The following is a 23844-nucleotide window of genomic DNA, read 5'->3' as shown; positions in this document are numbered from 1 at the left end:
TGGTGTACTCCTAAAATATGTCCGTGCCGAAAGGTCTGTCGACCTTAGGGCTCGACCGGGTTCGAGATGAAGCCGACGGTCGGGTAACCGGCTGCCTGGACGTTGTAGATCGCCCCTGCAACGCACGACCACGGTGCATTCACGTCGCCACGGATGTGGACCTGCGGGATCTTTTCCGGATCCTGCATGATTGCTTCCGGACCACCAGCGCGCTGGACGATATTGTCGAGGCGTTCGAACGCCTGGTCGTACAGCTCTTCCGAAGTGACCGGGGTGATGTTGTTGAAGTAGACGCGGCAATCGCCGGTACGCGAGGCACCCTGGAAGCCGGTGTCACCTGCACTAAGGCCTGCCTCGTCGGTGGTGCTGACGGTCAGAAGGAGGTTCTCGACCTTGTCCTTCGATTCCTGCGACACCAAAACCGGGATCTCCAGCTTCTCGATCGTCTGGATCGCGACCGGGACAGCGATGAGGAAGATGATCAGAAGCACCAGCATCACGTCCACGAGCGGAGTGGTGTTGATGTCCGACATGGGCGTCTCTGCGCCACCTCCTGTCGAAATCGCCATAGCTTAAATCCTATTCTTACCTGTGATCACGCGAAACGAATGAGATGGCGCGGGCAACGCGAAGGCTGCCCGCGCAAATCTCTTAGCGCTTCGGCGCGGTCGTGGTGGTGCCGGCTGCGGGAGTTGCACCCGGGACCGTACGGCCGCCAGCAGCTGCCTTGGCGGCAGTCTTGGTCGAAGCGGCGGTCATCGGCTTGATGGCACCGTTCGAGTTGATGTTGGCAAGCAGGTCCGTCGAGAAACCGCTCATCATGTCGGTGATGCGACGGTTGCGGCTCTGCAGCCAGTTGTAGGCGAACACGGCCGGAACGGCGACGAGCAGACCGATGGCGGTCATGATCAGTGCTTCACCAACCGGGCCTGCGACCTTGTCGATCGAAGCCGAACCGGCGACGCCGATGTTGATCAGTGCGCGGTAGATACCGATAACCGTACCGAGCAGGCCGACGAACGGTGCGGTTGCACCCACGGTTGCGAGGAACGGGAGGCCGCCGTTGAGCTTGGCCTGGATCGAGTGCTCCGAACGAGCCAACGAACCATGCAGCCAGTCATGGGCTTCGAGGCTGTCGTTGAGCTTGGCGTGCTTTTCTTCAGCAGCCACTGCATCGTCGACGAGCTGACGCCATGCGCTGTTCTTTTCCAGCTTGGTAGCGCCTTCCTTCAGGCTGTTTGCACGCCAGAAGTTGGTGCGTACGCCCTTGTACTGGTTCATCACCTTCTGCTGTTCGAAGAACTTGGTGAACAGGATGTAGAACGAGCCGACCGACATGATGACCATGACGGCGAGGATCGACCAGGCGACGGGGCCGCCTTCTTCCATGGCTTCCCAGAAGCCGAACGAGTTCTTGGGCGCTTCGCCAGCAGCCGCAGTGAGCATTTCGATAATCATAGCGAGTAATCCTCTTGAAAAATTTCTCTATCGTCTCTGCCGAGTGTCCCTATTCGGGCAGGACGTAGCGGATCGATTGATTGGTGGTCGAAGAAACCGGGTTGCCGGCATCATTGAGCGCGGGGTTGTAGCGTGCGTAACGCTGCATACCGCGACATGCTGCCTGGTCGAGAGCACTCGAACCCGAGCTTCCCGTGACGGCGCAGGCCTCTACGCGGCCATTTGCACCGATCGTGATCCGCATCGAAACGGTACCCTGTTCTTCGCGGCGAAGCGCGCTGGACGGATAGTCGTTCTGAATGCGCGCACCCCAACGCTGGAAGTTGTCCGGCGATGCAGCACGGGCCAGTGACGGCGGCGGCGGCGGTGCCGGAGGGGCGGGCGGCGGAATCCTGAGGGCCGGCGGCGCAGGCGGAGGAATATTCGTCTGCGTACGGATCGGCGGCGGCGCAGGCGCGATGTTAATCGGCGGCGGCGGCGCGACCGGCGGCGGAGGCGCGGTCTCGGGGATATCTTCCGGCGGCGGCGGCGGTTCGTCTTCCGGCTCCGGCGGCGGGGGTTCTTCCACATCGATCGTAGTTACGCGCTCAACCACGTTCTTGACCGCATCGACGGCCAGACCGGTAATCAGCAGGTAACCGAGGGCAATGTGGATGAGGGCAACGATGATGATCGCGACGACGCGATTGCCACTCATCTCTTGATCAGCATAAGCCATTCGGTTGCATCACTCCATCGTGTCTGCCCGACGCGAATCGGGCTATTCTGACGCCGCAGGGGTTGGAAACCTTGGCAAGTTTCCCCGGCGCCGCATTCCATTCTCACCTTCGCGACCCATACAGGAACGACGGCGATCGACCCGGGTGGTTCCTGAAAAAGTCTTCGAGAGACAAGTTCAGGCAATATTGTATCATTAACCCGGTTCTGGTGCACGCCTTAGCTGCGATGCAGGGCAGGGGCAAACGCTTTATCGGTTAACTGGCGATTCACGGCGCGCTATGCAGGAACCACCGGTAAGCGTCCCGGATTGATCCGCAGCAACGCAAATATTCGATTCTAAAGAGGTTTAATGCCGACCATGTCCCGCCTTTCCATCATTGCCGGCAGTGCCCTCCTCGCCATGACCGTGCCCTTGGCCGCGCAGGACAGCGCTGCGCCCGTACCCTCGCTGACTTACGCAGATACCGTCGGCCTCGCCGAAGATGCCGAGATCGTGGCGCACGTACAGATTCGCGACCAGGTGGCGCTCGAGCCCGAGCGTGCCCCCGGAGTCGCCCCCGGCCATGTCCGTCTTTATGTCGAGGCACGCACGCTCGCGCTGATCTCGGGCAATGTCCCGGTTGGCGAAAACCTGCGCTATCTCGTCGATGTACCGCTCACCTCGAAGGGCAAGGCGCCCAAGCTGAAGAAGCGCGAGATGATTCTCTTCGCGCGTCCCGTCGCTGGCCGCCCGGGCGAAATCCAGCTTGTCGGTGACGGCGCCCAGCGTCCCTATACGCCCGAATTCGAGGCCGCGCTTCGCCCGGTACTCACCTCGCTCCTCGCACCCGATGCGCCGCCGCGCGTCACGAGGGTCGCCGATGCGCTGGCAGTCGAAGGAACGCTGGTGGGCGAATCGGAAACCCAGCTCTTCCTCGATACGGAGAACGACGGCCCGGTCTCGATCACCGTGGTCCGCCGCCCGAACCAGCCGCCGCGCTGGGGCGTTTCCTGGACCGAGATCGTCGACCAGTCGGCCCGCGCCCCGCGCGCAGGTACACTGCAGTGGTATCGTCTTGCCTGCACGCTTCCCGCAGAGCTGCCCACAGAGGCGAACCTTTCGCGCGATTCGCAGGCACGGGCGCTGGCAGCGCGCGACTATCAGTTCGTGATCGAGCAGCTCGGACCCTGCACCCGCACGCTCGAGCGCTAACCCGCGCTTAGCCCGCCCAAAGACAAACTGGTTCACTCCCGCGGGCGCCATGCGCTAGGCGGCAAGGCATGGAGCCTTTCCGACACACTTTCCGCGTGCGCTATGCCGAAGTCGACCCGCAGAGCGTCGTCTTCAATTCGCGCTATCTCGAATATGCCGACGTACTCGTCAGCGAACATTTCCGCGAAGCCCGCAAGAACGGCATGCCCGACGAGGTGGAGTTCCACGTGCGCCGGGCAGAAGTCGATTACCTCGCCCCGATCCGGCTCGACGAACTGATCGAGGGCCGGCTGACGATCGAGTCGATCGGCACTTCGAGCATGAAGACGCTGATCACGCTGCACGGCGCCGAGGACGGATCGCTGAGGGCGGAGATGCGGCTGCTGACCGTCCATGTGGACCTGCCCGAAGGACGGCCTACGCCCGTGCCCGACGCGGTCCGCCTCGCCATGGGTTTTCCTGCGCGGGAGAAGGTCGATGGCTGAGCCGCTCAGGATCGCACTGGCCGGCCTCGGTACCGTGGGCACCGGCGTTATCCGCCTGATAGAGACCAACCAGGCGATGATCGCCGCGCGCGCCGGTCGCCCGATCGAGATCGTCGCGGTGAGCGCCCGCGACCGGGCGAAGGACCGCGGCGTCGACCTGTCCGGCTATGCCTGGGTCGACGACATGCAGGCCATGGCCAAGCGCGCCGACGTCGACATCGTCGTCGAGCTGGTCGGCGGGTCAGATGGCCCGGCACTCACGCTCGCACGCGCCGCGCTCGACGCGGGCAAGGGCTTCGTCACCGCCAACAAGGCGATGGTCGCACATCACGGATTGGAGCTGGCCGAACTCGCTGCGATCAAGAGCGCACCCTTCGCCTTCGAGGCGGCGGTGGCGGGCGGTATCCCGGTGGTGAAGGGCCTTCGCGAGGGCACCGCCGCCAACGCGCTCAACCGGATCTACGGCATCCTCAACGGCACCTGCAATTACGTATTGTCCGAGATGGAGCAGACCGGTGCCGACTTCGACGAGATGCTCGCCGCTGCGCAGGACAAGGGCTATGCCGAGGCCGATCCCGCCTTCGACATCGAGGGTGTGGATGCCGCGCACAAGCTCGCCATTCTCGCCGCCATCGGTTTCGGCACGCGGATCGATTTCGAAGCCGTGCGAACCGAGGGTATCACGCAGGTGCGCGCCAGCGACATCGCGCAGGCGGATGCGCTCGGCTATGTCGTGCGCCTCGTCGGCATCGCGACGCTGGAAGAGGAGGGCGATGCGCCCCGCCTGTTGCAGCGTGTGCGTCCGTGCCTCGTACCCTTCCGCCATCCGCTTGCTGCCGTGACCGGGCCGACCAATGCGGTGGTTGCCGAAGGCGACTTTTCCGGACGCCTCCTCTTTCAGGGGGCAGGGGCAGGAGACAAGCCGACTGCAAGTGCCGTCGTCGCCGACCTGATCGAGATTGCCCGCGGCCAGTCTGGAGCGCCTTTCTCCGTGCCGGTGGCCTCGCTCCAGCAATGCGAGCCGGCCGATCCGGGCGACCGCATCGGGCGCGATTACCTGCGCTTCACTGTGGCCGACCGTCCGGGCGTGCTTGCAGAGATCACCGCAGCGATGCGCGATGCGGGCGTTTCGATCGAGAGCCTCATCCAGCGCGGTCGAGCAGCCGAAGGCGGCGACGTGCAGGTGGCGATGGTCACCCATGAAGGGCCCGAACGTTGCGTGACCGAGGCGCTGGCCCTGCTCGAAGGGTCGGAAAGTCTTACTGCGGCTCCTCTGGTGATGCCGATCCTGAAGGATTGACCTCTTCACCTTCTTCCGCCAGCGGAGGAGGCAGGCCGAGCTCTTCGGCATTCGCCTGCAGTCCCGGTTCCTCGGCGATCACGGTCGCACCACCGACCCTGCGGTCGTATCCGCGAGGCGCAAGACCGCGCGCCATGCGGTCGGCGTCGGAGCCTGCGGGCGTATCGGGAAGCTCTTCGAAGTCGATCATATAGGCCGGGTCTTTCGGACATGGCGGGATGAAGCACATTCCGCCCACGGTCGGCTTCCCGCGGAATATCCCCGGCCCTGCGACATCGACAGGCTTAGCGCCCTGAGTGCGCTCGGCGTGCCGCCGTTCGGCAGCCTCCTTGTCATAGAGCCGGTTCTCGTCGCCGGTGCGCTCGGCGCAGACGACGATCTCCCCGAACAGGATCGCGGTTTCCTGCAGCTTGACGCAGTCGGGATCGAGTTTGGGCTCGTCGGTGACGGGCTGGGCAAGGATGTCGATCGTCTCGGGAGGTTCGCCGCCCTGCCTTTCGGGGGCTTCGTCCTGCGCAAGGCCCGTGGCCGGAAGCCCGAGCGAAACGGCGAGCGTAAAAACCGTCGCCAGATGTCTCGACAATGCAATGCTCCTGCGTCTATCGGCGCCTTGCATACGAATTCACGCATCGCTCGCCCTGCGATTGCCCACTCACGCTCCGAGGACTGAACCACCAATGAACTCGCGCCCCGAAACCGATCCGGCAGACAATCCGCTCGACCGCGTCCTCGTCCTCGAAATGGTCCGCGTGACCGAAGCTGCCGCCGTGGCAGCATCGAAGCTGATCGGGCGCGGTGACGAGAAAGCAGCCGACGCCGCTGCGGTCGAAGCGATGCGCAAGGCCTTCGACACTCTTTATATGGACGGCACCGTGGTCATCGGCGAAGGCGAACGCGACGAAGCGCCCATGCTCTTCATCGGCGAGAAGGTTGGCGGCGCACCCGGTCGTGGCCCCAAGATCGACATCGCGCTCGACCCGCTCGAAGGCACCACCATCACCGCGAAGGCCGGTCCGAATTCGCTCGCCGTACTGGCAGCGGCCGCGGAAGGCTGCCTGCTCAATGCGCCCGACGTCTACATGGACAAGCTGGCGGTAGGGCCCGGCTATCCCGCAGGCATTATCGACCTTGCCAAGACGCCCACCGAAAACGTGACGGCCGTAGCAGAAGCCAAAGGCGTGAAGCCGTCTGACATCATCGTCTGCGTGCTCGACCGTCCGCGTCATGCCGAGCTGATCGCCGAACTGCGCAGCATCGGCTGCGGCGTGGTGCTGATCGGTGACGGCGACGTTGCCGGCGTGATCGCGGTGACGGACGAGGACACGACGATCGATATGTACATGGGGCAGGGCGGCGCACCCGAAGGCGTGCTGGCAGCAGCGGCGCTGCGCTGCGTCGGCGGCCAGTTCAACGGCCGCCTCGTCTTCCGCAACGACGACGAGAAGGCCCGCGCCGCCAAGTGGGGCATCACCGATCTCGACCGCATCTATACGCGTGACGACCTCGTGAAGGGCGACTGCATCTTCGCCGCGACCGGCGTCACCTCCGGCAGCCTGCTCGAAGGCGTGAAATACCGCCGCGGCGGCACCATGACGACCGAAAGCGTCGTGATGCGTGCAAGCTCGGGCACCGTGCGCTGGATCAAGGGCGAGCATAAGGTCGGCTGATCGCCAAGGGCCGTTACTTTCCCGGCAAGGTCCTGCGCTGTAAGGCAGCGACATGACCCGCTTCATTCCTGCAGGGGCAATCGCCTCACTCTTGCTGGCCGGATCGTTCGCGACGGCGGCGCTGGCGACCAGCATCGGCTCGCCGCGACCGCATGATGCTAGCCTCGCCTGCATGGGAATGTCCGGTCTCGTTGCCGATTTCAACGAGGGGCAGCCTTTCGCTGCGCCCCCGGATCCCTACCGGACAATCTACACCGATGAATTGGGCGAGGTAGAGCGTGACGAGCTCGAGGCGTTCAACACCGCGATGCTCACCTCGGAGGGCAAGCGCGACCGCAAGCCCATGTCGATCTCTTCGGTCCACACATTGGGCGGGACCGAGACCGACCGGCAGTATGTGCTGACGATCGAACGGGTGCGCTGGCGGACCAAGCGGCTGGAACTCGATGACATGCTCGATGTGATCGCCATCGACGATCCGCATTGGGAGACCCACCATACGTTCTGGCTCGTCACGTTCGAAAGCAACAGCCTGCGCACCGTCAGGGAGGCTGACGAGCTGTTGCACCTCAAGCCACAGCTTGGGCGGCTGGAGGATTGCCCCTTGCCGCCACTGGACGAATAAGCGCTCCTTGGAACGGAAACCGGCGAAAAACCGCGCTCTGCAATGTTGCAATCCCATGACGTGTCGCTAGGCGGGGGTGACTGCCAGCCGACACGGGATTCGCTTACATGAAAATCATGGCCGCCAACTCGAACCTGCCGCTCGCGCGCGCGATCGCAGGTTATCTCGAAATGCCGCTCGTCGATGCGCAGGTGCGCCGCTTCGCGGACGAGGAAATCTTCGTCGAAATCCACGAGAACGTGCGCGGCGAGGATGTTTTCGTCGTCCAGTCGACCAGCTATCCGGCGAACGACAATCTCATGGAACTGCTGATCTGCATCGATGCACTCAAGCGTGCGTCTGCCAAGCGGATCACCGCCGTGGTGCCCTATTTCGGTTATGCCCGCCAGGACCGGAAGCCCGGCCCGCGCACGCCGATCTCTGCCAAGCTGGTAGCGAACCTGATTACGGAAGCCGGCGCCGATCGCGTGCTCGCCGTCGATCTCCACGCAGGCCAGATCCAGGGCTTCTTCGATATCCCGACCGACAACCTCTTCGGCGCGCCGGTCATGGCGGCCGATATTCAGGCGCGTTACGGCGACAAGGACCTGATGGTCGTCTCGCCCGACGTCGGCGGCGTGGTCCGCGCCCGCGCTCTCGCCAAGCGGCTCGACAACGCGCCGCTCGCCATTGTCGACAAGCGTCGTGACCGCCCGGGCGAGAGCGAGGTGATGAACATCATCGGCGACGTGAAGGGCCGCCACTGCATCATGATCGACGACATCATCGATTCGGGCGGCACGCTGTGCAACGCCGCGCAGTCGCTGCTCGACGAAGGTGCTGCCTCGGTCACCGCCTACATCACGCATGGCGTGCTGTCGGGCGGCGCGGTTGCCCGTGTCGACGGTTCGGCGCTCAAGGAACTGGTCATCACCGATTCCATCAAGCCCACCGACGCGGCCAAGGATTCGGACAAGATCCGCATCCTCACCATCGCGCCGCTGATCGGCGAAGCGGTGCGCCGCATTGCCGACGAAAGCTCGGTCAGCTCGCTGTTCGACTAAGCCCTACCGGCTTCAATCGTCGCGCGACGTCGGCTCCGCATCGGGGTCGCGCCATGGCACGTGTTCGATGCCCAGCTCGCCCATGGCCTCGAGCCGGCGCATCTGGCGCACTTCGAGATCGATGCGCAGCAGGATCGCGTCCTGCCGCGAGAGGACGCCGGGGGCCATGCCGAAGTATTCGTTGATCTCGCGGGTCATGTGCGACTGGTCGAAATAGCGCAGGCGGAATTCGGCCTCTTCCTGCGGCATGGCGACGCCGAAGAGCGCTGCTGCCATATCGAGTGCGCGTGCCCTGCGGATGACTTTCTTCGGACTGATGCCGAAGCTTTCCTTGACCTGCCGCTCCAGCGTGCGGCGGCTGATCCCGAAGTCCCTCGCCATTTGGTCGACCCCCGTAGCGGGATCGGTCAGGATGCGGCGGTAGGTGGCAAGCGCTAGCTCCGGCGGCTCATCGGTCACGCGGTCGAACAGCACCCTGCGCGTGTGGCCTTCGAAATGATCGAGCCACGCCTCGCGATCTTCCGATGGGCCGTAGCCTGCCTGCCGTATATCTTCGGGAAGGCCCTGGTCGAAACACTCGATGCGGTCGAGCATCTGGGTGTGCGTGAGGCTCTGGTCGAGCGGCGGCGCGCCCGGGTGGAACTGGAGGAGGAGGAACTGCATCGGCCCGTCCACCCTGACGGGCATCGCCTTGGTCTGCGGTCCGAAATAGACGGTCCGGCTGCCGCTGGCGGTATCGAATTCGAACGGGCCGTCCGCGGTTTCGACCGTCCATTTGCCTTTCAGGAAAACGCGGATCGCGGGATTTGCCGAAAAGAAGCGGCAATCGTGCCTGTCGGTAGCGGTCTCGATATCGACGGCGGCCAGCGACTGAACCCAGGGCGCGATATCCGGCGCAGGGGCGCGGCTGTAGGAAAGCGGCAGTCCTTCGGGTGTCGAACCGGTCGAGGAGACGAGACCTTCCGCCACCCCCGCATCTGTGTGCGGGCTTCGCTTCAAGCGCTTGTCGTCGATGATCGCTCTTTTCCCTCCAGCGCGACCCGAAGGGCATGAAAACCGTTGCCGTCCTTTTCGGCACAGGAGGGCGGCCTGTCAAACCGGTTACGCGACTATTCGTCCATAAAGGGTTCCGCATCCGGATCGCGCCATGGCTCTATGGCTCCGGGGGGTAACAGCGCCAGTTCCTGCACGCGGCGGGACTGGCGGATTTCCAGGTTGAGGCGCAGCAGCGGATGCTTGCCCTCCTTGAGGCCCTGGGGCGTGGTGCCGAAGAATGCCTTGATCTCGCGGATCAGGTGCGACTGATCGAAATAGCGCAGGCGCAGGGCCGCTTCTTCCGTTTCCATCGCAACGCCGAGCAGGGCCGAGGCCATGTCCAGCGCCCGGGCCCTGCGACAGACCTGCTTGGGCGACATTCCATAGTCGCGCTTGACGATCCGCTCGACCGTGCGCGTGCTGCATTCCTGTTCTTCGGCGAAATCCTTCATCGGGTAAGACGGGTTGACCAGAAGCTGCCGCTCGAATGCGAGGGTGATGGGGTCCGGATCCTGCGTGCCGCGCTTGTCGATGAATTTCTTCAGCTCGATATGGATCGCATCCAGCCATTCCTGGTGCGTCCCTTCCATCTCGAAGCGCGAGCTGAGGCGGCCGTGGCCTACCAGCTTGTCATGGTCGATGATCCGGTCGAGCATTTCGTGCTGGAGCGGGCCGCCAAGCTTCGCCGCAGCTCCGGGTCCGAGGTGGACGGTGAGCACCTTCACGCGCTCTTCGACGGCGATGGGCATGAGCGTGGTTTGCGGCCCGAAATACAGGGTCATGCCCTTTTCGCCGGGATTGTAGACCTGCTTGCCGTCGCGCGTTTCGGCCCACCATCTCCCGCCGAAGATAATGCGGATGACGGCATGGTCGTTGAGGATTCCGTCGGTGATGGTCGCTCCTGCAGGAACGTCCGCATCGCTGACGCTGAACCAGGTAAACCAGGGCAGCAGTTCTTTTGCCGGAAGATGATTGAAAGCGAGCGGGTCCCCGTCGCGAGTGCGACCCGTGTGGGATACCAGGATATCCGTTTCCTCGCCGGGTGGTCGCGCGTCAGCCAATGGCCAATTTGGCCCTTTCCCTGTTGCCCCTGTCGGCTTTGTACACCCTTGGCGTGAAATAGGCACCTGCAATTAAGTATGGTGCGGCGCAGATGCGCCTGATAGCGGCGCTCGCCATGGCTTCACGCAAGGATCTAGAACTCGCCAATCGTCTTGCCGATGCGGCAGGCGATGTCATTCGCCCGCTTTACCGGGGCGAGTGGTCGCAGGAGCAGAAGGCCGACCGCAGCTTCGTGACCGAGGCCGACCAGGCTGCCGAAGCCGCGATGCGGAAAATCCTCGAGACCGAACGCAGCGACGACGGCATCATCGGCGAAGAATACGGCACCCGCAACGAAGGTGCTTCGCGCCAGTGGGTGCTCGATCCGATCGACGGCACCACCAGCTTCATCGCCGGCCGCCCCATCTTCGGCACGCTGATCGCGCTGCTGCAGGACGGCTTCCCAGTACTGGGCATCATCGACCAGCCCATCGGGCGCGAGCGCTGGGCCGGCCGCATGGGCCACGAGACGACCTTCAACGGCAAGCCGGTGCGCAGCGCCGCATGCCGCGAGCTGTCGAATGCCGTCCTGGCGACCACCACGCCGCACCAGTTCTCCGACCACGAGGCCGATCACTTCATGGGGCTCGCCAAGGCGGTGGCCGAACGTAAGATCATCTACGGCGGCGATTGCTACAATTACGGTCTCACCGCGAGCGGCCATGTCGACATCGTGTGCGAGGCGGGTCTCAAGCTCCACGACTTCGCCGCACTGGTGCCCGTGGTCGAGGGCGCGGGCGGGATGATGTGCGACTGGTCGGGCGAACCTCTCCATGCAGGCAGCGACGGCAACGCGCTTGCCATCGGCGATCCGGCCCGGCTCGAGGATGTGCTCGAGGCAATGGCGCTGGCGTAATTGTGCAACAGTGACTTGGCATTTGTAGTATTAAGGTCACTGTAAACTTGAGGGCAAGGTTTCTCTGGCTAGAGCTTCGCACCTGCCGAACACTCGGCATTTGTATGAGGGTCAAGTTTACTATGAAGAAGATTGTTCTCGCGCTGGCAATGGCCGGCGCCTGCATGCCTGTTGCTGCGCAGGCACAGGACGGTGACTACGGTTACGAAGACGAGCGTCCGGCTCCCGACTCGCTCGACAAGACCGGTATCCGCTTCGAAGGACGCGTGTTCTACGAACGCATCGGCGATCCCGAAGACGACGTGATCTACGAACTGGGCGATGCCGTCGGTTTCGGCGGTGAAGTCGGTTACGATTTCGCAGCTGGCGACAATGTCGTTGTCGGTCCGTACTTCACCTATGACGTGTCGGGCGTGGAATCGTGCGACGGCGGCCTCTGCCTTTCGTCGGACGGCTTCTGGGCCGCAGGCATCCACGTCGGCCTGACCACCGGTGACACCGGCCTCGTGTTCGGTAAGCTGGGCTACAGCCAGCAGAGCCTGACGCTCGAAGGCACGTTCTACGATCCGTTCCTCGACCAGACCTTCACCTTCGACGAAACCGAGAAGGCCGGCGGTTACAACTTCGCTTTCGGTTACGAGCATGGCTTCGGCGAAAACGCCTACGGTCGTCTCGAACTCGGCATCAGCGAGAACTACGACCTCTACGGTTTCGACTTCCAGCGCTCGAACATCGGCGCTGCGGTCGGCGTGCGCTTCTAAGCCACGGTTCGAACCGGAAAATCCGGGGCGGGGCGCCAGCACGGCGCTCCGCCCTTTTTTCGTCCGGACCCCTCGACCTGCCTGCCGCGTTCGGCTGGCATGAGCGATAGAAGAACCATTTTGATTACCGGCGGCGCGAACGGCATTGGCCGCGCGACCGTCATGCATTTCCACGGGCTTGGCTGGAAGGTCATCGCGCTCGACACCGATGCCGAGGCGCTGGCCGAATTGCGCGATAGCCTGCCGCGCGAGACCGCGCTCTTCCTGACCTGCGACGTGGGCCGCGAAGGAGAGGTGGCGAAGGCGTTCGAGCGCGTTACCGAGTGGCTGGACGGTGCCGGCATCGACTGCCTCGTCAACAATTCCGGCATCGCCGATCCCTATGCGGGGCCGCTGGGCGAGCTGGAGCTGGAGGACTGGCAGGAATGGATCGATGCGAGCCTGACCGCGGCCTTCCTCGTGACCCGCGCCGCCTTGCCCCTGCTGGAGAAATCGGACGCGGCAAGCGTCGCGAATATCTCCTCCACCCGGGCGGTGATGAGCGAACCCGAAACCTTCGCCTATGCCGCGGCCAAGGGCGGGCTCGATGCGCTGACCCATTCGCTGGCTGTTAGCCTTGGCCCGAAGGTGCGGGTTAATGCGATCCGTCCCGGCTGGATCGAAACCGGCCCCTGGCAGAAGAGCGGCGCAAGGACGCACCCCGATCATCGAGACAAGGACCGAGAGCAGCACCCGGCAGGCCGGATCGGCAAGCCCGAGGATATCGCCGAAGCGGTCGCGTACCTGCACGATGCCGGTTTCGTGACCGGACAGCATCTCAATATCGATGGTGGCATGACGGTGAAGATGATCTACGAGCACTGACATGACTTCGGAGGGATCACTTGCAGGGCGCACGGCGCTGGTGACCGGCGCGGCGCGCGGGCTGGGTTTCGAGATCGCGAAACGGCTGGCGGAAGAAGGCGCGATGGTCTGGCTGAACGGCCGCGACGATGCCGCGCTGCGCGAGGCTGCAGCAAAGATCGGCGATCGCGCCGTGCCGCTCGCTTTTGACATCACCGATGACCGCGCCTGTGAAGAGGCTTTCGAGACAATCGCGTCAGGCGGGCTCGACATCCTCGTCAACAATGTCGGGCAGCGGGACCGCAGGGGCTTCGAGGATATCGGACGCGCGGACATGGCGCGCCTACTCGATGCAAACCTCGTCGCACCGTTCGACCTTGCACGGCGCGCTGCGCACCTCATGCGCAGGGGCAGTTACGGCCGCATCATCAATATCACCTCGATCGCCTCACATATCGCGCGAGGCGACGCCGCCTATACGGCGAGCAAGGCGGCGCTCGACGGCGTCACGCGTTCGCTCGCTGCCGAACTTGGCGCGGACGGTATCACCGTGAATGCGGTGGCCCCGGGTTTCGTGCTGACCGAGGCGAACGAGCAGTGGTTCACTAACGGAAGCGAGATTGCGGACCATCTGGAGCGTCGCACTTCGCTAGGCCGCTGGGCGCAGCCGCATGAAATCGCAGGGCCTGTCGCCTTTCTCGCCTCGGAGGCAGCTTCCTATATCACCGGGCATACCCTGTTCGTCGACGGTGGCTACGTCACCCACTTCTGACTTGCAATTGGTGGGGGAATCGCTATCTGCGCGGCCTTCACCGACACGTGATTCATCTGCCGGTCTGGCCGTAAGGGCTGCCAGGGCTGGTTGTACGTGTCTCTGATTCGATATCCGAGCAGGAGATGAAAATGCCCAAGCTGAAGACCAAGAGCGGTGTGAAGAAGCGCTTCAAGATCACCGCCAACGGCAAGGTCAAGCACGGTGTGGCCGGCAAGCGCCACCGCCTGATCAGCCATAATGCGAAGTACATCCGCCAGAACCGCGGCACCACTGTCCTGTCGGAAGCCGACAGCAAGACGGTGAAAAAGTGGGCGCCTTACGGCCTCGACTGATCGCGAACTAAGGAGATACTGAAATGCCTCGCATTAAACGCGGCGTCACCACGCGCCAGAAGCACAAGCGGCTCCTAGACCAGGCCAAGGGCTATCGCGGTCGCCGCAAGAACACCATCCGCGTCGCTCGCCAGGCCGTCGAAAAGGCCGGCCAGTACGCTTACCGCGACCGCAAGATCAAGAAGCGCAACTTCCGCGCTCTCTGGATCCAGCGCATCAACGCTGCGGTCCGCGCCGAAGGCCTTACCTATTCGCAGTTCATGCACGGCACCAAGCTTGCCGGCATCGAGCTGGACCGTAAGGTCATGGCCGATCTCGCCATGAACGAAGCTGCGGCTTTCAAGGCGATCATCGAGCAGGCGAAGAAGGCTCTTCCCGCCTAAGTCACGGCAATTGCCGAATGAATTGCGGGCGTCTTTCCCACAGCGGAAAGGCGCCCGTTTTCCGTTGGGAGTAGAAAAATACCCCATGCCGCGCTAATAGAGCGGCATGGCGGAGCTGGGAAAATCCGGGCCCAAACCCGAAATCGATGTGCGGTTCTTCGAGCCGCCGACCGACCTCGCCCGCTGCTTCACCAGTTTCTACCTGCTCGAAGTCCGGCTCCCGCCCGGCGAGATCGTTACCGATTATCTCCAGCCCGAGTGGTCGAACCTCAGGTTCTTCGAAAGCAACCCCCCGACCGTCCAGCTGGTCGGAAGCGATGAAGAGATCCATTCGCCCTTCGTCGTCACCGGGCCCAGCTGCGGATCGGTGCGGTTTTCGATCGGCACGACGCGGACGTGGGGTATTGGCCTGATGCCGCTCGGCTGGGCGCGCTTCGTCAATCGCCCGGCGAGCGAATTTTCCGACCACATCTGGGACGGCCAGACGGCGGAAGCCTTCGCAGCTTTCCGGCCCCTGTCGAAGATATTCTCGGCGCGCCATCTCACCGACGACGAGAAGGTCGATGCCGTTGTCGCCTTCTTCCGCAGGCTCGCCGGTTCTCCGCGCGATGAAGAGCGGATCATCACGACGCACGAAGCGATGATCGACCCGCGGATGTGCGAAGTGCGGGCCTTCGCGGAACAGGCCGGCCTGACCGTGCGGACGCTCGAACGGCTCTGCATGCGGCACTTCGGCTATCCGCCCAGCATGCTCTTGCGCCGCCAGCGCATGATGCGCAGCCTTGCCGCCTTCATGCTGGCGCACGACAAGACCTGGACCCAGGCGATCGATGGCACCTATCACGATCAGGCCCATTTCGTGCGAGAGTTCCAGACCTTCATGCACATGAGCCCGACCGACTATTCCTCCATGCCGCACCCTGTCCTGGGCGCGTTCATGGAGCGACGCCAGAAGGTGTGGGGTTCGCCTGTCCAGACGCTCGACTCGCCCGGCAGGCGCAAGAACAGGTCGCCCGAATGAGCGAACCTGCGCTCGGGTCACATCCGGTCGACCTGAATTTCTTCCTGCCGCCCGAGCCGCTGCGGCCCTTCATCACGACCTTCTATCACATGCGAATTTCGGCGCCCCCGCGGCGACCTGTGGTCGACTGGCTGCATCCCGAATGGAGCAACATCCGGCTTTTCATGTCCGGTTCGATGAAGGCCGGGATCGGGGAAGAGCCCGTGCGCGATGTGCCGCGCGCGACGCTTACCGGTCCCACCAGCAGCTCGATCCGCTTCGAATCGAAGGAAGCATCGTGTTGGGGCGTGGGCCTGCTGCCGCTCGGCCTTGCGCGTTTCACCGACCGTCACGCGATCGACCTTGCCGACAAGGTAACCGAGCTTACGCCCGCCTTGACGCGGATCCCGGTTGCCGCGTCCCTTGGCGGACTGGCGAAGACGGGCGACGACCTGTCGGCAGGTGCCGCATATCTCGCCTCGCTGTTTGCCGGGCTGCTTGAAACCGAGGCGCGCAGGGAAGAGGATATCGTGAGGGTGCAGAAGGCCCTGCTCGATCCCGCGTGTCATGCAGTGGCCGACCTCGTGGCTGTGACCGGCATGAATGCGCGAACGCTGGAGCGCTTTTGTGGCGAGTATTTCGGCTTCCCGCCGCAATTGCTCCTGCGCCGCCAGCGTTTCCTGCGCAGCCTTTCGCAATTCATGCTCGACCCTTCGATGAAGTGGATCGAAGCGATCGACCAGCATTATCACGACCAGGCTCATTTCGTGCGCGATTTCAAGTTCTTCATGCATATGACGCCACGCGAATATTCGCTGCTCGATCACCCCGTCCTGTCGGCTGCGGCCAAGGGGAGGATGGAGACAGCAGGCGCGCCCATGCAGGTGCTCCACGAACCTGACAGCCCCGCAAAATAGGCTGCGGTCACACGCGGAACCGCTGCTCTGTCGCCGGGAAGCGGAAACGGGGGTTTAGGATTCGCGCCTATGCCGCTAGAGGCAGCGCGCAAAGGACCTAATCCTCGAGAGATTCATGACCGATCTTGTGACACTGCAATCAGGTGCGCTGGCGCGCATCGAAGAGGCGGACAACGCCGATGCCCTCGAAGCGCTGCGTATCGAGTACCTGGGCAAACAGGGCTCCATCTCCGCGCTGATGAAGACGCTGGGCAAGATGACGCCCGAAGAGCGGCAGGAACAGGCGCCCAAGATCCAGGGCGCACGCACGGCCGTCGCCGACGCGATTACTGCGCGAAAAGAGGCTTTCGAGGCCGCAGAATTGGAACGCAAGCTCGCTGAGGAACGCCTCGACCTGACCCTGCCCGAACCGCAGTCGCCGAACGGCAGCGTGCACCCGGTCAGCCAGGTGATGGACGAACTTGCCGAAATCTTCGCCGACCTCGGCTTCTCGGTCGCCACCGGTCCCGAGATCGAAGACGACTGGCACAATTTCACCGCGCTCAACATGGCCGAGACGCATCCCGCGCGCGCCATGCACGACACCTTCTATTTCCCGGACAAGGATGCCGACGGGAATCGCATGCTCTTGAGGACTCACACGAGCCCGGTGCAGATCCGCAGCATGATGAAGCAGGGCGCGCCCATTCGCATCATCGCGCCGGGCCGCGTGTATCGCTCCGACAGCGACGCGACCCATACGCCCATGTTCCACCAGGTCGAAGGCCTCGTGATCGACCGCGACATCAACCTCGGCCACCTCAAGTGGACGCTCGAGACCTTCCTCAAGGCCTTCTTCGAGCGCGACGACATCGTGTTGCGCCTGCGCCCCTCCTACTTCCCCTTCACCGAACCTTCGGTCGAAGTCGATGTGGGCTGGCAGGACGTGAATGGTCGCCGCGTGCTCGGCGGTGACGGCGATGCGCCGGGCCACGGCTGGATGGAACTGCTCGGCAGCGGCATGGTCAACGCCCGCGTGATCGAATTCGCCGGGCTCGACCCCGACGAATGGCAGGGTTTCGCATTCGGCGTGGGCGTCGACCGCCTCGCCATGCTCAAATACGGGATGGATGATTTGCGCGCCTTCTTCGACGGCGACCAGCGCTGGCTCGACCACTACGGCTTCTCGCCTTTCGACCAGCCGACCCTTTCCGCCGGCGTAGGAGCGAAAGCATGAAGTTCTCGCTCGAATGGCTGAAGTATTTCCTCGAAACCGACGCGAGCGCGGCAGACATTGCGGCTGCGCTCAATCGCATCGGCCACGAGGTCGAGGGGATCGAGGATCCGGCTGACAAGCTCGAAGGCTTCCGCGTGGCCAAGGTGCTGACCGCGGCCAGGCATCCCGATGCCGACAAGCTGCAGGTGCTCACCGTCGATACGGGCGAGGGCGATCCGCTGCAGGTCGTCTGCGGCGCGCCCAATGCGCGTGCCGGCATGAAGGGCGTGCTGGGCCTGCCCGGCGCGGTTGTCCCTGCCAACGGCATGGAACTGCGCAAGAGCGCGATCCGCGGTGTCGAATCGAACGGCATGATGTGTTCGGTGCGCGAGCTCGAACTGGGTGAAGAGCACGACGGCATCATCGAGCTGCCCGAGGATGCGCCGGTCGGCCAGACCTTTGCCGAATATCACGATGCCTCGCCCGTCTTCGACGTCGCGATCACGCCGAACCGCCCCGACTGCATGGGCGTGCTGGGCATCGCGCGCGATCTCGCGGCGGCAGGTCTCGGCACGTTCAAGCCGGTCGAAGCATCGGCCATTCGGGCTTCGGGTGAGTGCCCGGTCGAGATCCGTACCGACGATCCCGAAGGCTGCCCCGCGTTCTTCGGCCGCGTCATTCGCGGTGTCGACAACACCGGTTCCAGCCCCGAGTGGATGCAGCGCCGCCTGATCGCGGCAGGCCAGCGCCCGATTTCGGCACTGGTCGATGCGACCAACTACCTCATGCTCGCCTTCGGGCGTCCGGCGCACGTCTATGACCTTGCCAAGCTTTCGGGTGCGGTCGTCGCCCGCCGTGCACAGAACGGCGAGACAGTCGAGGCGCTCAACGAGAAGACCTACACGCTCGACGACACCATGACCGTGATCGCCGACGACAATGGCGTCCACGACATCGCCGGCATCATGGGCGGCGAGCACTCGGGTGCGACCGAGACGACCACCGACGTTTTGCTCGAGATCGCGTATTTCGATCCCGAGCGCATCGGCGTGACGGGCCGCAAGCTCGGCCTCGCTTCGGATGCACGCACGCGTTTCGAGCGCGGCGTCGATCCCGAATATCTCGACGATGGTCTCGCGATCCTCACCAGCCTGATCACCAAGACCTGCGGCGGTGAGCCGACCGAGGTCGTGCGCGCAGGCCAGCCGCCTGTCACCGCGCAGACGATCAAGTTCGACCCGCGCCTGACCGAGCGTCTCGGAGGTCTCGCCGTGCCGCAGGAAGAACAGCGGGCCATTCTAGAGTCGCTCGATTTCACAGTCGGTGACGACTGGACGGTCACCTGTCCGCCGCGCCGCCACGATATCGAAGGTCCTGCCGATCTCGTCGAAGAGGTCGTGCGCATCCACGGTATCGACGAGGTCGAAAGCAAGCCGCTGCCGCGCCGCCCCGGCGTGGCGCTGCCGACGGCAACGCCGCTCCAGCAGGCCGAGCGCAAGCTGCGCCGCGCCGCTGCCGCACGCGGTCTCAACGAAGCGATCACCTGGTCCTTCCTGCCGACCGCGGAGGCAGAACACTTCGCCGATGGCGCCGAGCTCTGGGTGCTCGACAACCCGATCAGCGAGGACATGAAGGCCATGCGCCCCTCGCTCATCCCCGGCCTGCTTTCGGCTGCCAAGCGCAATGCCGACCGCGGTGCGGATGGCGCGCGCCTGTTCGAAATCGGCCGCCGCTATTTCCGCGGCAAAGACGGCGCGAGCGACGAGAAGCCGACGCTCGGCGTGGTGCTTTCGGGCGAGAAAACCCCGCGCGGCTGGTCCAATGGCAAGGCAGCGAAGTTCGATGCCTATGATGCCAAGGCCGAAGCCGTGGCGCTGCTCGAAGCCGCCGGTGCGCCGGTCGGAAACCTCATGGTGATGGGCGAGGCGGGCGACCAGTTCCACCCCGGCCAGTCGGCCACCCTGCGCCTCGGCCCCAAGAATGTGCTCGCCCGTTTCGGCGCGATCCACCCGAACACGCTGAAGGCCTTCGATATCGACGGGCCGGTGATGGCGGTCGAGATCTTCCTCGATGCAATCCCGGCAAAGAAGGGGGGCGGCTTTGCGCGCGCCGCCTATTCGCCGCCCGCATTGCAGGCGATCACCCGCGACTTCGCCTTCCTCGTCCCCGCAGACCTTGCGGCAGGCGACCTCGTGAAGGCCGTGCGCGGTGCAGACAAGAAGGCCATCGTCGATGCGCGCGTCTTCGACGTCTTTGCCGGACAGGGCGTGCCCGAAGGCAAGAAGTCGGTGGCGGTCGAAGTCGTGCTCCAGCCGGGCGACAAGAGCTTCACCGATGAAGAGATCAAGGCGATCTCGGACAACATCGTGAAGAACGCTGCCAAGCAAGGTGCGGAGCTGCGCGGGTGAAGACCGCCTTCGTCACCGGAGCCACCGCAGGAATTGGCGAGGCTACCGTTCGCACACTGGTCGCGAGCGGCTGGCGCTGCGTCGCGACTGGTCGCCGCAAGGAACGGCTCGATGCGCTGGTAGAGGAGCTGGGTGCGGACAAGGTCCATGCCGCCTGCTTCGATGTGCGCGATACCGAGGCGATGGATGCCGCGATTGCAGCCTTGCCCGAGGACTTCGCGGGCATCGACCTGCTGGTGAACAATGCCGGTCTCGCGCAGGGCCTCTCGCCCGCGCAGGAAGCCGATCTCGACGACTGGCAGACCATGATCGACACCAATGTGACGGCCATGGTGGTGCTGACCCGCAAGCTGCTGCCCGTGCTGATCGAGCGCAAGGGCGCGATCATCGCGATCGGCTCGGTGGCGGGCAGCTACATCTATCCGGGCGGCAACGTCTATGCGGGCTCGAAGGCCTTCGCGAACCACTTCACGCTGGCCCTGCGCGCCGACCTCCACGGAAGCGGCGTGCGCGTGACCAGCATCGAGCCGGGCATGGTGGAGACCGAATTCACCGTGGTGCGAACCGGCAGCCAGCAGGCTTCGGACGACCTCTATCGCGGGGCAGACCCGATGACCGGGCAGGACATCGCCGACACAATCCGCTGGATCGCCGAACTGCCCCCGCATCTCAACATCAACCGCATAGAGCTGATGCCTGTGAGCCAGGACTTCGCCGGCTTCCGCGTCGCGCGCTCCTAAGAGAACCATGACCTCAGATCGCCGTACATTCGCGATTATCTCGCACCCCGACGCCGGTAAGACCACGCTGACCGAAAAGCTGCTGCTAACCGGCGGCGCAATCCATCTCGCCGGCGAGGTCAAGGCGCGCGGGCAGGCCCGGCGTGCACGGTCGGACTGGATGAAGATCGAGCAGCAGCGCGGTATCTCGGTTACCAGCTCGGTCATGACCTTCGAGCGTGACGGCATCACCTTCAACCTGCTCGATACGCCGGGGCACGAGGACTTTTCCGAAGATACCTATCGCACGCTGACCGCCGTCGACAGCGCCATCATGGTGATCGACGCGGCCAAGGGTATCGAGCCGCAGACGCGCAAGCTGTTCGAGGTCTGCCGCCTGCGCAGCGTGCCGATCATCACCTTCGTCAACAAGGTCGACCGCGAAGGCCGTCCGGTCTTCGAACTGCTCGACGAGATCGCGGACATGCTGGCGCTCGACGTCAGCCCGCAGATGTATCCCGTCGGCATGGGCGGCGAATTCCAGGGCATCCTCGATTTCGAGAGCGGTGAAGTGGTCGTGCCCGAAGGTCCGTCGAAGGAATTCAAGGGCAAGCGCGTCGCCGATTTCGACCTGCCCGAAGACATCGCGGAGAATGTCGAACTGGCGCAGATCGGCTATCCCGAGTTCGATCTCGAAGCCTATCGCAATGGCGATCTCACACCGGTCTATTTCGGCTCGGCGCTCAAGAATTTCGGCGTCACCGAACTGATCGAGGCAATCGCGAAATACGCCCCGCCGCCGCGTCCGCAGCCTGCCGGCGAAGAGCAGATCGCGCCCGACCATGACGAAGTCACCGGCTTCATCTTCAAGGTGCAGGCGAACATGGACCCCAACCACCGCGACCGCATCGCCTTCATGCGGCAGGTCTCGGGCACGTTCAAACGCGGCATGAAGCTCACGCCCTCAGGGTTAGGCAAGCCGGTCGCGATCCATTCGCCGATCCTCTTCTTCGCGCAGGACCGCGAGGTCGCCGACACCGCCGAGCCGGGCGACATCATCGGCATTCCCAACCACGGCACGTTGCGCGTCGGCGATACGCTGAGCGAGAAGAACCAGGTCCGCTTCACCGGCCTGCCCAACTTCGCGCCCGAAATCCTGCGCCGCGTGGCGCTGGTCGACCCGACCAAGACCAAGCAGCTGCGCAAGGCGCTGGACGATTTGTCCGAAGAGGGCGTAATCCAGGTCTTCTATCCCGAGATCGGCGGCCAGTGGATCATCGGCGTGGTCGGCCAGCTCCAGCTCGACGTTCTGATCAGCCGTCTTTCGGCCGAATACAAGGTCGAGGCAAAGCTCGAAGCATCGCCCTTCGCCACTGCCCGGTGGATCAAGGGCGACGAAAAGGCGATGGCCGAATTCGAGAAGTTCAACCTCTCCAATCTCGCCAAGGACCGCGACGGCGATCTGGTGTTCATGGCCAAGAGTCCGTGGGACGTGAACTACCAGGAAGAGAAGAATCCCGAGCTTACTTTCTCCGCCACGAAGGAAAGGTGAGGTTGAATCGATTGTGCAGCCGTTGCAAAGCGGCTGCATGACCCTCACCGGCCCCACTTCCCAGACCTTCATCTCGCAGCGCCTGCGCCTCAACTATCTCGATTGGGGAGGTCGCGGGAAGCCGCCACTGGTCCTCGTCCATGGCGGACGCGACCATGCCCGAAGCTGGGACTGGGTAGCTGAAGAATTGCGCGACGACTGGCACGTGGTGGCGATGGACCACCGCGGTCACGGCGACAGCGACTGGGTGTCCGACGGCAATTACCAGGTGGGCGACATGGTCTACGACCTTGCGCAGCTGGTCCACCAGCTGGGTGTAGGACCCGTCACCATCGTTTCCCACTCGATGGGCGGCAATGTCTCGCTACGCTATGCGGGTACTTTCCCCGATATGGTGAAGAAGATCGTTGCGATCGAAGGTCTCGGACCCAGCCCTAAGCGGCAGGCCGAGATGCGCGAGAAAAGCTATCCGGAACGCATGGCCGAATGGATCGGCAAGAAGCGCGCAGCCTCTGGCCGATCCCCGCGCAAGTATGAAAGCATTGAGGCCGCCTTCGCGCGGATGATCGAGGAAAACAGCTACCTCACCGAGGAGCAGGCACGCCACCTGACGATCCACGGCGTGAACCGCAACGAGGATGGCACCTACAGCTGGAAGTTCGACCCGCACCTCAATGTCTGGGCGGTCGAGGACATCGCCGACGAGTTCCTCCACCAGACCTGGGCCGCGATCACCGCGCCGACCCTGTTGCTATACGGAGCCGACAGCTGGGCCTCGAACCCGGAAGGTGATGGAAGGCTCGACCACTTCTCCAACGCGGAGGTGATCGAGTTCGAAAATGCCGGCCACTGGCTCCATCACGACCAGTTCGACCGCTTCATGAAGACGATCAGGGACTTCCTTTAGATGGCAGAATTCTTCGACGCGCTGGATGACAAGCACATCGCGATGATCGGCAAGCAGCCGGTCTTCTTTGTCGCCACCGCCGCCGAAGATGCCCGCATCAATTTGAGCCCGAAGGGCTATGACGCCTTTCGCGTACTGTCCCCAAAGCGTGTCGCCTATCTTGATCTCGGCGGGTCGGGCAACGAGACCCACGCGCACCTTGCCGCCGACGGGCGCATCACGCTGATGTTCTGCAATTTCGACCGGCCCGCGCTGATCCTGCGGATCTACGGCAAGGGCCGCGCGGTGCTTCCGCAGGACTCCGACTGGGCCGAGCTTTCCGCGCATTTCGAGATGATGCCCGGCACGCGGCAGATCTTCGACATCGCGGTCGAAATCGTCCAGACAAGCTGCGGCTGGGGCGTCCCCTTCATGGAATATCGCGATGAACGCGAGACGTTGAAGAAGGCACATCGCCAGACCGATCCGGACGAATGGGTGGCCAAGTACCAGACCCGCACCAGCAGCATCGACGGTCTGCCGACCCGCCCGACAGACCGCTTCATCGCCGGTGACTGAGACGCGCTGCAA

Annotated in this window: 26 protein-coding genes; 20 read left to right on the top strand and 6 right to left on the bottom strand. The window is 63.8% G+C overall.

Features of this window, described 5'->3' with window-relative positions:
* Window positions 1–44: 44 nt before the first annotated feature.
* The 3 genes from K3165_RS13010 to K3165_RS13000 all read right to left on the bottom strand — a co-directional run bounded on the left by K3165_RS13010 (window position 45) and on the right by K3165_RS13000 (window position 2176).
* Window positions 45–569, bottom strand: a complete 525-nt coding sequence (locus tag K3165_RS13010) for an ExbD/TolR family protein (RefSeq protein WP_221549319.1) — start codon at window positions 567–569, stop codon at window positions 45–47.
* Between the two features lie 82 nt (window positions 570–651).
* Entirely contained in the window at window positions 652–1458 is an 807-nt protein-coding gene (locus tag K3165_RS13005) for a MotA/TolQ/ExbB proton channel family protein (protein WP_221549318.1), read from the bottom strand.
* 49 nt (window positions 1459–1507) lie between these two features.
* Window positions 1508–2176, bottom strand: a complete 669-nt coding sequence (locus K3165_RS13000; protein WP_221549317.1) for an energy transducer TonB — start codon at window positions 2174–2176, stop codon at window positions 1508–1510.
* Window positions 2177–2536: 360 nt separating this feature from the next.
* Here K3165_RS13000 and K3165_RS12995 point away from each other — a divergent pair, with 360 nt between their 5' ends.
* From K3165_RS12995 to K3165_RS12985, 3 genes are all read left to right on the top strand, one after another.
* Window positions 2537–3370, top strand: coding sequence for a hypothetical protein (locus K3165_RS12995; RefSeq protein WP_221549316.1), 834 nt, complete (start codon window positions 2537–2539; stop codon window positions 3368–3370).
* Between the two features lie 68 nt (window positions 3371–3438).
* Window positions 3439–3855 (top strand): acyl-CoA thioesterase, encoded by a 417-nt coding sequence (locus tag K3165_RS12990; protein WP_221549315.1) that lies wholly within the window; start codon window positions 3439–3441, stop codon window positions 3853–3855.
* Window positions 3848–5155, top strand: a complete 1308-nt coding sequence (locus K3165_RS12985) for a homoserine dehydrogenase (protein WP_221549314.1) — start codon at window positions 3848–3850, stop codon at window positions 5153–5155. Before K3165_RS12990 ends, K3165_RS12985 begins: the two co-directional genes overlap by 8 nt.
* On the opposite strand, the gene K3165_RS12980 is transcribed toward K3165_RS12985, so the two are convergent.
* Entirely contained in the window at window positions 5115–5738 is a 624-nt protein-coding gene (locus K3165_RS12980) for a hypothetical protein (RefSeq protein ID WP_221549313.1), read from the bottom strand. The two genes, K3165_RS12985 and K3165_RS12980, sit on opposite strands and share 41 nt — an antisense overlap.
* A gap of 94 nt (window positions 5739–5832) precedes the next feature.
* On the opposite strand from K3165_RS12980, the gene glpX reads away from it, so the two are divergent.
* The 3 genes from glpX (at window position 5833) to K3165_RS12965 (ending at window position 8490) form a co-directional block, all read left to right on the top strand.
* Window positions 5833–6822 carry a class II fructose-bisphosphatase gene (glpX, locus tag K3165_RS12975; RefSeq protein ID WP_221549312.1) on the top strand — a complete coding sequence of 330 codons (990 nt, stop codon included), beginning with the start codon at window positions 5833–5835 and terminating at the stop codon, window positions 6820–6822.
* Between the two features lie 52 nt (window positions 6823–6874).
* Window positions 6875–7447: a hypothetical protein gene (locus K3165_RS12970; RefSeq protein ID WP_221549311.1), complete on the top strand. Its 573-nt coding sequence runs from the start codon at window positions 6875–6877 to the stop codon at window positions 7445–7447.
* Between the two features lie 107 nt (window positions 7448–7554).
* Window positions 7555–8490, top strand: a complete 936-nt coding sequence (locus K3165_RS12965) for a ribose-phosphate pyrophosphokinase (RefSeq protein ID WP_221549310.1) — start codon at window positions 7555–7557, stop codon at window positions 8488–8490.
* A 12-nt stretch (window positions 8491–8502) separates the two neighbouring features.
* Here K3165_RS12965 and K3165_RS12960 read toward each other — a convergent pair whose 3' ends face one another.
* Window positions 8503–9489, bottom strand: coding sequence for a helix-turn-helix transcriptional regulator (locus tag K3165_RS12960; RefSeq protein WP_221549309.1), 987 nt, complete (start codon window positions 9487–9489; stop codon window positions 8503–8505).
* Between the two features lie 110 nt (window positions 9490–9599).
* A complete protein-coding gene (locus K3165_RS12955) occupies window positions 9600–10586 on the bottom strand; it encodes a helix-turn-helix domain-containing protein (protein WP_221549308.1) in 987 nt (328 codons plus the stop codon).
* Between the two features lie 116 nt (window positions 10587–10702).
* Here K3165_RS12955 and K3165_RS12950 point away from each other — a divergent pair, with 116 nt between their 5' ends.
* The 14 genes from K3165_RS12950 (at window position 10703) to K3165_RS12885 (ending at window position 23832) form a co-directional block, all read left to right on the top strand.
* Window positions 10703–11482: an inositol monophosphatase family protein gene (locus K3165_RS12950; protein WP_221549307.1), complete on the top strand. Its 780-nt coding sequence runs from the start codon at window positions 10703–10705 to the stop codon at window positions 11480–11482.
* A gap of 122 nt (window positions 11483–11604) precedes the next feature.
* Entirely contained in the window at window positions 11605–12243 is a 639-nt protein-coding gene (locus K3165_RS12945) for a hypothetical protein (protein ID WP_221549306.1), read from the top strand.
* A gap of 99 nt (window positions 12244–12342) precedes the next feature.
* Window positions 12343–13107: an SDR family NAD(P)-dependent oxidoreductase gene (locus K3165_RS12940; protein ID WP_221549305.1), complete on the top strand. Its 765-nt coding sequence runs from the start codon at window positions 12343–12345 to the stop codon at window positions 13105–13107.
* Window position 13108: 1 nt separating this feature from the next.
* A complete protein-coding gene (locus tag K3165_RS12935) occupies window positions 13109–13858 on the top strand; it encodes an SDR family oxidoreductase (protein WP_221549304.1) in 750 nt (249 codons plus the stop codon).
* Window positions 13859–13989: 131 nt separating this feature from the next.
* Complete coding sequence (gene rpmI, locus K3165_RS12930; protein ID WP_067466022.1) at window positions 13990–14193, top strand: 50S ribosomal protein L35; 204 nt, start codon at window positions 13990–13992, stop codon at window positions 14191–14193.
* 23 nt (window positions 14194–14216) lie between these two features.
* Window positions 14217–14576 carry a 50S ribosomal protein L20 gene (gene rplT, locus K3165_RS12925; RefSeq protein WP_090477261.1) on the top strand — a complete coding sequence of 120 codons (360 nt, stop codon included), beginning with the start codon at window positions 14217–14219 and terminating at the stop codon, window positions 14574–14576.
* Window positions 14577–14682: 106 nt separating this feature from the next.
* Window positions 14683–15597, top strand: coding sequence for an AraC family transcriptional regulator (locus tag K3165_RS12920; protein WP_221549303.1), 915 nt, complete (start codon window positions 14683–14685; stop codon window positions 15595–15597).
* Entirely contained in the window at window positions 15594–16493 is a 900-nt protein-coding gene (locus tag K3165_RS12915) for a helix-turn-helix domain-containing protein (RefSeq protein ID WP_221549302.1), read from the top strand. Before K3165_RS12920 ends, K3165_RS12915 begins: the two co-directional genes overlap by 4 nt.
* A gap of 115 nt (window positions 16494–16608) precedes the next feature.
* Window positions 16609–17709: a phenylalanine--tRNA ligase subunit alpha gene (gene pheS / locus K3165_RS12910; RefSeq protein WP_221549301.1), complete on the top strand. Its 1101-nt coding sequence runs from the start codon at window positions 16609–16611 to the stop codon at window positions 17707–17709.
* The gene (gene pheT / locus K3165_RS12905; RefSeq protein ID WP_221549300.1) at window positions 17706–20096 is read left to right on the top strand and encodes a phenylalanine--tRNA ligase subunit beta; all 2391 of its coding nucleotides are present in this window, start codon (window positions 17706–17708) and stop codon (window positions 20094–20096) included. The genes pheS and pheT overlap by 4 nt, the downstream gene beginning before the upstream one ends.
* Window positions 20093–20836: an SDR family NAD(P)-dependent oxidoreductase gene (locus K3165_RS12900; RefSeq protein ID WP_221549299.1), complete on the top strand. Its 744-nt coding sequence runs from the start codon at window positions 20093–20095 to the stop codon at window positions 20834–20836. Before pheT ends, K3165_RS12900 begins: the two co-directional genes overlap by 4 nt.
* Before the next feature lie 7 nt (window positions 20837–20843).
* A complete protein-coding gene (locus K3165_RS12895; protein ID WP_221549298.1) occupies window positions 20844–22367 on the top strand; it encodes a peptide chain release factor 3 in 1524 nt (507 codons plus the stop codon).
* A 37-nt stretch (window positions 22368–22404) separates the two neighbouring features.
* Window positions 22405–23274, top strand: a complete 870-nt coding sequence (locus K3165_RS12890) for an alpha/beta fold hydrolase (RefSeq protein ID WP_221549297.1) — start codon at window positions 22405–22407, stop codon at window positions 23272–23274.
* Window positions 23275–23832 (top strand): pyridoxamine 5'-phosphate oxidase family protein, encoded by a 558-nt coding sequence (locus tag K3165_RS12885; RefSeq protein WP_221549296.1) that lies wholly within the window; start codon window positions 23275–23277, stop codon window positions 23830–23832. It abuts the gene before it with no gap.
* Window positions 23833–23844 lie beyond the last annotated feature (12 nt).

Source organism: Qipengyuania xiamenensis (assembly GCF_019711495.1).
Taxonomy (GTDB): domain Bacteria; phylum Pseudomonadota; class Alphaproteobacteria; order Sphingomonadales; family Sphingomonadaceae; genus Qipengyuania; species Qipengyuania xiamenensis.
Note: the sequence above shows the minus strand (reverse complement) of the source record. Positions and strands in the feature narration are given on the sequence as shown.

What these genes read in the sequence shown, in the direction of transcription:
- K3165_RS13010 (WP_221549319.1), bottom strand. Translation starts at nt 569, where the DNA reads ATGGCGATTTCGACAGGAGGTGGCGCAGAGACGCCCATGTCGGACATC.
- K3165_RS13005 (WP_221549318.1), bottom strand. Translation starts at nt 1,458, where the DNA reads ATGATTATCGAAATGCTCACTGCGGCTGCTGGCGAAGCGCCCAAGAAC.
- K3165_RS13000 (WP_221549317.1), bottom strand. Translation starts at nt 2,176, where the DNA reads ATGGCTTATGCTGATCAAGAGATGAGTGGCAATCGCGTCGTCGCGATC.
- K3165_RS12995 (WP_221549316.1), top strand. Translation starts at nt 2,537, where the DNA reads ATGTCCCGCCTTTCCATCATTGCCGGCAGTGCCCTCCTCGCCATGACC.
- K3165_RS12990 (WP_221549315.1), top strand. Translation starts at nt 3,439, where the DNA reads ATGGAGCCTTTCCGACACACTTTCCGCGTGCGCTATGCCGAAGTCGAC.
- K3165_RS12985 (WP_221549314.1), top strand. Translation starts at nt 3,848, where the DNA reads ATGGCTGAGCCGCTCAGGATCGCACTGGCCGGCCTCGGTACCGTGGGC.
- glpX (WP_221549312.1), top strand. Translation starts at nt 5,833, where the DNA reads ATGAACTCGCGCCCCGAAACCGATCCGGCAGACAATCCGCTCGACCGC.
- K3165_RS12970 (WP_221549311.1), top strand. Translation starts at nt 6,875, where the DNA reads ATGACCCGCTTCATTCCTGCAGGGGCAATCGCCTCACTCTTGCTGGCC.
- K3165_RS12965 (WP_221549310.1), top strand. Translation starts at nt 7,555, where the DNA reads ATGAAAATCATGGCCGCCAACTCGAACCTGCCGCTCGCGCGCGCGATC.
- K3165_RS12950 (WP_221549307.1), top strand. Translation starts at nt 10,703, where the DNA reads ATGGCTTCACGCAAGGATCTAGAACTCGCCAATCGTCTTGCCGATGCG.
- K3165_RS12945 (WP_221549306.1), top strand. Translation starts at nt 11,605, where the DNA reads ATGAAGAAGATTGTTCTCGCGCTGGCAATGGCCGGCGCCTGCATGCCT.
- K3165_RS12940 (WP_221549305.1), top strand. Translation starts at nt 12,343, where the DNA reads ATGAGCGATAGAAGAACCATTTTGATTACCGGCGGCGCGAACGGCATT.
- K3165_RS12935 (WP_221549304.1), top strand. Translation starts at nt 13,109, where the DNA reads ATGACTTCGGAGGGATCACTTGCAGGGCGCACGGCGCTGGTGACCGGC.
- rpmI (WP_067466022.1), top strand. Translation starts at nt 13,990, where the DNA reads ATGCCCAAGCTGAAGACCAAGAGCGGTGTGAAGAAGCGCTTCAAGATC.
- rplT (WP_090477261.1), top strand. Translation starts at nt 14,217, where the DNA reads ATGCCTCGCATTAAACGCGGCGTCACCACGCGCCAGAAGCACAAGCGG.
- K3165_RS12920 (WP_221549303.1), top strand. Translation starts at nt 14,683, where the DNA reads ATGGCGGAGCTGGGAAAATCCGGGCCCAAACCCGAAATCGATGTGCGG.
- K3165_RS12915 (WP_221549302.1), top strand. Translation starts at nt 15,594, where the DNA reads ATGAGCGAACCTGCGCTCGGGTCACATCCGGTCGACCTGAATTTCTTC.
- pheS (WP_221549301.1), top strand. Translation starts at nt 16,609, where the DNA reads ATGACCGATCTTGTGACACTGCAATCAGGTGCGCTGGCGCGCATCGAA.
- pheT (WP_221549300.1), top strand. Translation starts at nt 17,706, where the DNA reads ATGAAGTTCTCGCTCGAATGGCTGAAGTATTTCCTCGAAACCGACGCG.
- K3165_RS12895 (WP_221549298.1), top strand. Translation starts at nt 20,844, where the DNA reads ATGACCTCAGATCGCCGTACATTCGCGATTATCTCGCACCCCGACGCC.
- K3165_RS12890 (WP_221549297.1), top strand. Translation starts at nt 22,405, where the DNA reads ATGACCCTCACCGGCCCCACTTCCCAGACCTTCATCTCGCAGCGCCTG.
- K3165_RS12885 (WP_221549296.1), top strand. Translation starts at nt 23,275, where the DNA reads ATGGCAGAATTCTTCGACGCGCTGGATGACAAGCACATCGCGATGATC.